This window comes from Streptococcus sp. A22 (genome assembly GCF_043674215.1).
GTDB classification, from domain to species: Bacteria; Bacillota; Bacilli; order Lactobacillales; family Streptococcaceae; genus Streptococcus; species Streptococcus suis_V.
Map to the genome: position 1 here is coordinate 1 of NZ_JBIMJQ010000043.1, position 5,469 is coordinate 5,469.

Consider the following 5,469-nt stretch of genomic DNA (forward strand, 5'->3'; position numbering starts at 1 on the left):
CCCTCCTTCTTAATTACAAATTTTTAGCATCTAATTTAACTTCAATTCCTATTATACAAAATTTTAAGATAATGCACAATCAACACACTCTTAAGTTTGCTTCTAATGTTTTCGCCTTCTCTGTCGCTATCTGTTGCGACAATGATTGTATTTGCTTGTTTTAAAAGTTCAGCAACAATTTTAAACTGCTTTTTTTTATCTGTTGCCACTTCAAAATCGTATCGATCAGGAAAAATCGGCAATGATTCAAGTTTCCAATTTTGCCACTTTTCGTCATAATGACCTGGTTCTGCTAACTCGACTAAATGCCCAAAACCAAACGTGATAAACGTTTCATCTGCAAAGATTGGGTCTTTGATCTCAAAATAACCGTCTTTTTTGGTGCTTTGTTTTAAAGCACTTGCATAGGCTAATGCCTGGCTTGGTTTTTCAGCTAAAATAACCGTACTCATTAACTATCCCTCTTTTCATTGTTTTTTCTTTGATCGACTGTCACGTTGTATCTTGATCGATACCTTCTAAACGTTCGGCGATTAATTCCAGTTTGTTCTTCAACTTCTTTATCGGATAAACCGTTCAAAAACAAATCGAAAGCGTGTTGTAAACGTGGATCATTTTCTTTGAATTTCAGTTGTCGCCCTTTGAATTTTCCTTTTTTCTTAGCAATTTCAATTCCTTGGGCTTGGCGTTCTTTAATTCGTTTGCGTTCAGATTCCGCTTGGTACTTATACAATTCAATCACTAAATTATTAATCAGCCGTCTTAAATTTTCATCTTCAATACCATTCATTGAGGGTAAATTTAAGACTTCCAGGGTTGCCCCCTTAATTTGAATTTGATTCATCAATTCTGTTAATTCTTTATTATTTCGTCCTAATCGATCTAATTCAGTAACAACAACTATATCCCCTTCACGAATATAGTTAAGCATAGCTTGTAATTGTGGGCGTTCGACCGATTGACCGCTTGCTTTGTCTGAAAAGACCTTAGAAACGCCCTCTAACGCTTTCAGTTGTCTATCTAAGTTCTGTTCTTTGCTACTGACACGTGCATACCCTACTTTAGTCATGTTAAAAAACACCTCCCTTGTTAAGAAAAAAATAAATTGGATATGAATTCTATTTAATCACTTTGACTAGCAAATACTAACAACAAGACACACACACCAAAAATCAAAAATTCACTACTTTTAGTTAAAAACCACGTAACCACAAGAACTAATCCAATCCATGTAATCGGGTTCTTCAAATATTTCTCCAAGATTTTCCTCCTCTAATATGCTCAACTTAAATGACCTATTCAATAAATCTATTATGCTGCTAAATAGTTTATAGGACAAATAAGTATAACAAAATAACCCACCCGAATATCGTTTTTTTTATTTGGTGAGTTTGTTCTTTCAAATACGAAACAAAAAGAGCCGATGATTCGTGAATTGTTCCACAATTTCATCGGCTCTGCGTCTTAAGCGTCTGGCTCTTTGATGACAGTTATCTTCAAGTTGTCAACTTTAATCAAGCTTTCTTGTCTGCATTTTGGACAATAAAGGGGATAATTCTCCAAAACAGTGTCCTTCCTAATTTTATTACGGGTTTTGCTCCCACAAACAGGACACAATATCCATTCGCATTTCATCATAATTAGTCTCTAATCCTTTCAAATCTCATTTTATATGACTTTTGCAAGCTGTTAAGCTAACTTGTGGAACATATGCCGAACCTTATCTATACGGCTATTCGGGCGGCGGGGTTGGCAAATAAATTTACCAATAGCTGGCTGGTATCCTTTTAACTCTGTCAAGCAGACTCCCTGCCCATTTGTGAAATTAGTTAAATCGTTCCTGTATTCTTGAATACATCTAGCAGGGATTTCTCCTTTCAGAATGACCTCGTCATTCTTTATCTGAGTACTTACAATATCTGCACAATACCTTGGAGCATCATGATACGCCCGTGAGAGATATTCCTGCGGTGCATAAATTTCAAAGTGGAGATATGGCTCTAATAGTTCTGTCCCTGCTTTTTTTAAAGCCTGCTCCAATACGATAGGGGAAAGCAGCCGAAAGTCTGCGGGGGTACTTACAGGACTATAATACAATCCATATTCAAAACAGATTTTACAGTCTGTCACTTTCCATCCATACAGCCCCTGCTCGCAGCCATAAAGAACCCCCTCCATAACCGCATTTTGGAACGATTGATTTAAATATCCAAGTGAAACTCTGCTTTCATACTGCACTCCGCTTCCAATAGGGAGCGGCTCTATGGACAACCCGACAGAAGCCCAGAAAGGATTTGGCGGGACTTCTATGTGGATGGTATATTCTGCTTTTCTAAGCGGTCTTTCCAGATAAATAACCGAAGGCTCTTTCATAGCCACGCCCACATGATATTTTTCTTCTAATAGCGAACAAATAACTTCTAACTGTACTTTTCCCAAAAAAGATAACATAATCTCATGTGTAACAGTATCAATGTCAAAATGCAAAAGAGGGTCTGTATCAGCAATCTCTGCGAGGGCATTTAACAGGGCTTCCCTTTGCTCCGGCTTTTGCGGCTCTACCGTTGTCCGAAGTAATGGCATGGGATTATCAATCCGTGTTTTATGAGGCAGGAGTTTTTCATTTCCTAGAATGTCGTTCAGTTTCAAAGTATCATCAGCTAAAATAACAATTTCTCCCGGATAAGCGGTGTCTGTCCGAACAATTTCCCCTTTGGATGGAATACGCATCTCTGTGATTTTCAGCTTTTCTCTCCCGGCCAGGGCCACCGTATCCCGCAGGCACAGCGTTCCGCTGTATAGCCGTAGATAGACACGCCGCTGGCCGCAATCTGTATACTCCACCTTGAAAACGCTGCCGCATAGGGCGGCGCTCCCCTGTTCCCCAATCGGTTGGAACAGCCCTGTCACCGCATCCATCAACGGTTGAATGCCAAGGCCCTTTTTGGCGCTGCCATAATAGACCGGGAACAGGGAGGCGTCTTGAACCCGCCGCTGTTCCTCCCGCACAAGTTTTTCCCGGCTGATTGGTTCTCCTGCGATATACTTTTCCAATAATTTATCGTTATTTTCGATGACTGCATCCCATGCTTCTATGTCGGTATTTTCCTCCAGGACTATTTCCGGGGACAGCGACACCGTCTGCTTGATGATAATATCGGCGGAGAGCTTATCCCGAACAGACTGAACCACGCTCTGCAAATCAACGCCAGCCTGGTCGATCTTGTTGATAAAGATAACGGTGGGAATGTTCATTTTCCGCAGGGCATGGAACAGAATACGGGTCTGGGCCTGCACGCCATCTTTAGCGGAGATCACCAAGATGGCCCCATCTAAAACAGCCAAAGAGCGGTACACCTCCGCCAAAAAATCCATATGGCCTGGCGTATCTATAATGTTGACTTTTACATCCTCCCACTGAAAAGATGTCACTGCTGTCTGGATAGTGATTCCCCTTTGACGCTCCAAATTCATTGTATCTGTCCTTGTTGTGCCTTCATCTACGCTCCCTAGTTCTGCAATTGCACCACTGGTATACAATAAACTTTCCGTTAATGTTGTCTTTCCTGCGTCAACGTGAGCCAGAATGCCTAAGTTAATTATTTTCATGTGATTTTCCTCCTATCAACACCCAAAAAAGGGCATAAAAATACCCAGTGATAAATACTCCTATCACTGGGTAAATAACTCCAATAGCCCCAAAACACTTATATGTTTTCGGGCATATAAAATTACATGATAAAAGTATTCTTTAACTGGGTACAAAAAACTAAGCCCCATATTAAAAGTGAAACGGGACTGCTACTTTTTGTTCCCACTATCAAATTGACAGTTTATTTAAGAATACCTTGCCGCATATTTATTAACTCCTTGTATAATACTGAATCTAATTATATTCCTTAACCCTTTATTTGTCAAGCTGACAAACTAAAGCAGAAAAAGCGGCAGGATTTCCCCCTGCCACTAATCATCTGTTTATGCAAAAATAATTTCCTTTTCCACAATCTCCCTCGCACAAGCCCTTATGTTATTGAGGCATCCTGTCCATTCTAAGGCGTTTTCTGCCTTTACTGTTCCGTTATGCCCTGTGCCTGTTTCATACCCTCTATGAGCCTTTCAAAGCGTTCCTGTGCCTGTCTGTCAATGTCGGCAAGGTAAGCGTTAAGTCTGCCGCTTGTAAGAAGATTGGTGTATGTAACTTTGCAGTGATGCTTCAGATAATCCAAATGCCGCTGTCCCCAGATGCCTATCGGCTGTTCTTCTTCGGCGGGTACAGTTAAGCACGGTATTAAATAATCGCCTTGCCTTTCGTATTTACCGCCCATTTCCTCAAAAATTGTCTTTGCCATTGTCTGTTACCTCCACATTCTTTTTTATTTTGAATGTCCGCAAAATCCGTCCTACATCTGAGGGCCTCCAGGGAACGTCTAAATGGTGGACAGCTTTCATGCGAGACTGGACGTTTAATCCTGTTCCCCCTTTTTCTGTCGAAGCCATGAGAATCCGCACTTCTCCGCTATTGACCTTTCTAGACAATGAGTTTTTCTTCTCATCAGTATTGGCATCATGGACAAAGGCAATTTCTTCTTTTGGTATCCCTCGATCGACCAACAAGTTCTTAAGTTCATTGTAAACATCAAACCCTTCTTCCTTACTTTTAGGTGTTCCAATATCTGAGAAAATCATCTGAGTAGCCTTTTCTCCAGCTCCTTCACGGTAAATCCGCTCGACATTATCGACCACTTGAAGGATTTTCTGATTATCTGATAAATTATAAGCAGGGTCAATCAACCGCATATCAATGGCTAGTTTTCTGGCTTCACCTGTGATTTTAAGCATGTTATCTCTACTTGGATCAACACTACCTGACTTGATAGCGTCTGAACGCTCTACCAGTTCTTCTAAATAGTATTTCTGAGCTTGCGTTAACTCGCTTTCCACCGCAATAATCTTAGCTTCAGGTACAGGTAAATCAAGCATTTCTGAAGTCTGAATATCAGCTGTTTCCTTGTAAATTCGCATGAGTTCAGGAAGGTTGACAAATTTCTTGAACCGTTTCTTAGGTTGGTATTTATCACCTGTCGGGGCTAGTTCCATAGAGTTTTCGATATTCCCAAAAGCCCCAACCCATGAGTCAAAATTGGATACCTGATATCGTTCCAAAACATCGGGCTGAATGTAATTCATCATGGTGAAAAGTTCACTGATGGAGTTAGAAACTGGTGTTCCTGTCGCAAAAACGACATTTCTATCGCCATGCTCTGCCTGAACCTGTCTCACCTTCATCTCCATGTCTACGTTCTTTTTTGAAGTGGTATTGGTGATTCCCGCGACATTCCCAAGTCCTGTGATTGGACGGATATTCTTGAAGTGATGAGCTTCATCCACAAAAAGAAAATCAATTCCAAGGTTTTCAAATTCAATAAAGGTATCTCGCTCTAGTTTTTGGAGTTCTTCCAACTGGTGCTC

The 5,469-nt window shown here is 40.7% G+C and carries 5 protein-coding genes and 1 pseudogene; all 6 read right to left on the bottom strand.

Annotated elements, in window-relative coordinates; translation table 11 throughout:
- Positions 1–41 precede the first annotated feature (41 nt).
- Positions 42–452 (bottom strand): toprim domain-containing protein, encoded by a 411-nt coding sequence (locus ACHBHN_RS10880; protein WP_105122867.1) that lies wholly within the window; start codon positions 450–452, stop codon positions 42–44.
- Positions 452–1,069 carry a recombinase family protein gene (locus ACHBHN_RS10885; protein ID WP_002321671.1) on the bottom strand — a complete coding sequence of 206 codons (618 nt, stop codon included), beginning with the start codon at positions 1,067–1,069 and terminating at the stop codon, positions 452–454. Before ACHBHN_RS10885 ends, ACHBHN_RS10880 begins: the two co-directional genes overlap by 1 nt.
- Positions 1,070–1,464: 395 nt before the next feature.
- Positions 1,465–1,638: a cysteine-rich KTR domain-containing protein gene (locus ACHBHN_RS10890; protein WP_011528024.1), complete on the bottom strand. Its 174-nt coding sequence runs from the start codon at positions 1,636–1,638 to the stop codon at positions 1,465–1,467.
- A gap of 51 nt (positions 1,639–1,689) precedes the next feature.
- Positions 1,690–3,609, bottom strand: a complete 1,920-nt coding sequence (tet(O/W/32/O), locus tag ACHBHN_RS10895) for a tetracycline resistance ribosomal protection mosaic protein Tet(O/W/32/O) (protein ID WP_394734122.1) — start codon at positions 3,607–3,609, stop codon at positions 1,690–1,692.
- A gap of 366 nt (positions 3,610–3,975) precedes the next feature.
- A pseudogene (locus tag ACHBHN_RS10900) lies at positions 3,976–4,349 on the bottom strand (TnpV protein).
- Positions 4,330–5,469: SNF2-related protein (locus tag ACHBHN_RS10905; protein ID WP_394734123.1), on the bottom strand; the 1,140-nt coding region annotated here is incomplete at its 5' end. The gene ACHBHN_RS10905 and the pseudogene ACHBHN_RS10900, both read right to left, overlap by 20 nt.

Coding starts and splice junctions, on each gene's coding strand:
- ACHBHN_RS10880 (WP_105122867.1), bottom strand. CDS start 452: ATGAGTACGGTTATTTTAGCTGAAAAACCAAGCCAGGCATTAGCCTAT.
- ACHBHN_RS10890 (WP_011528024.1), bottom strand. CDS start 1,638: ATGATGAAATGCGAATGGATATTGTGTCCTGTTTGTGGGAGCAAAACC.
- ACHBHN_RS10885 (WP_002321671.1), bottom strand. CDS start 1,069: ATGACTAAAGTAGGGTATGCACGTGTCAGTAGCAAAGAACAGAACTTA.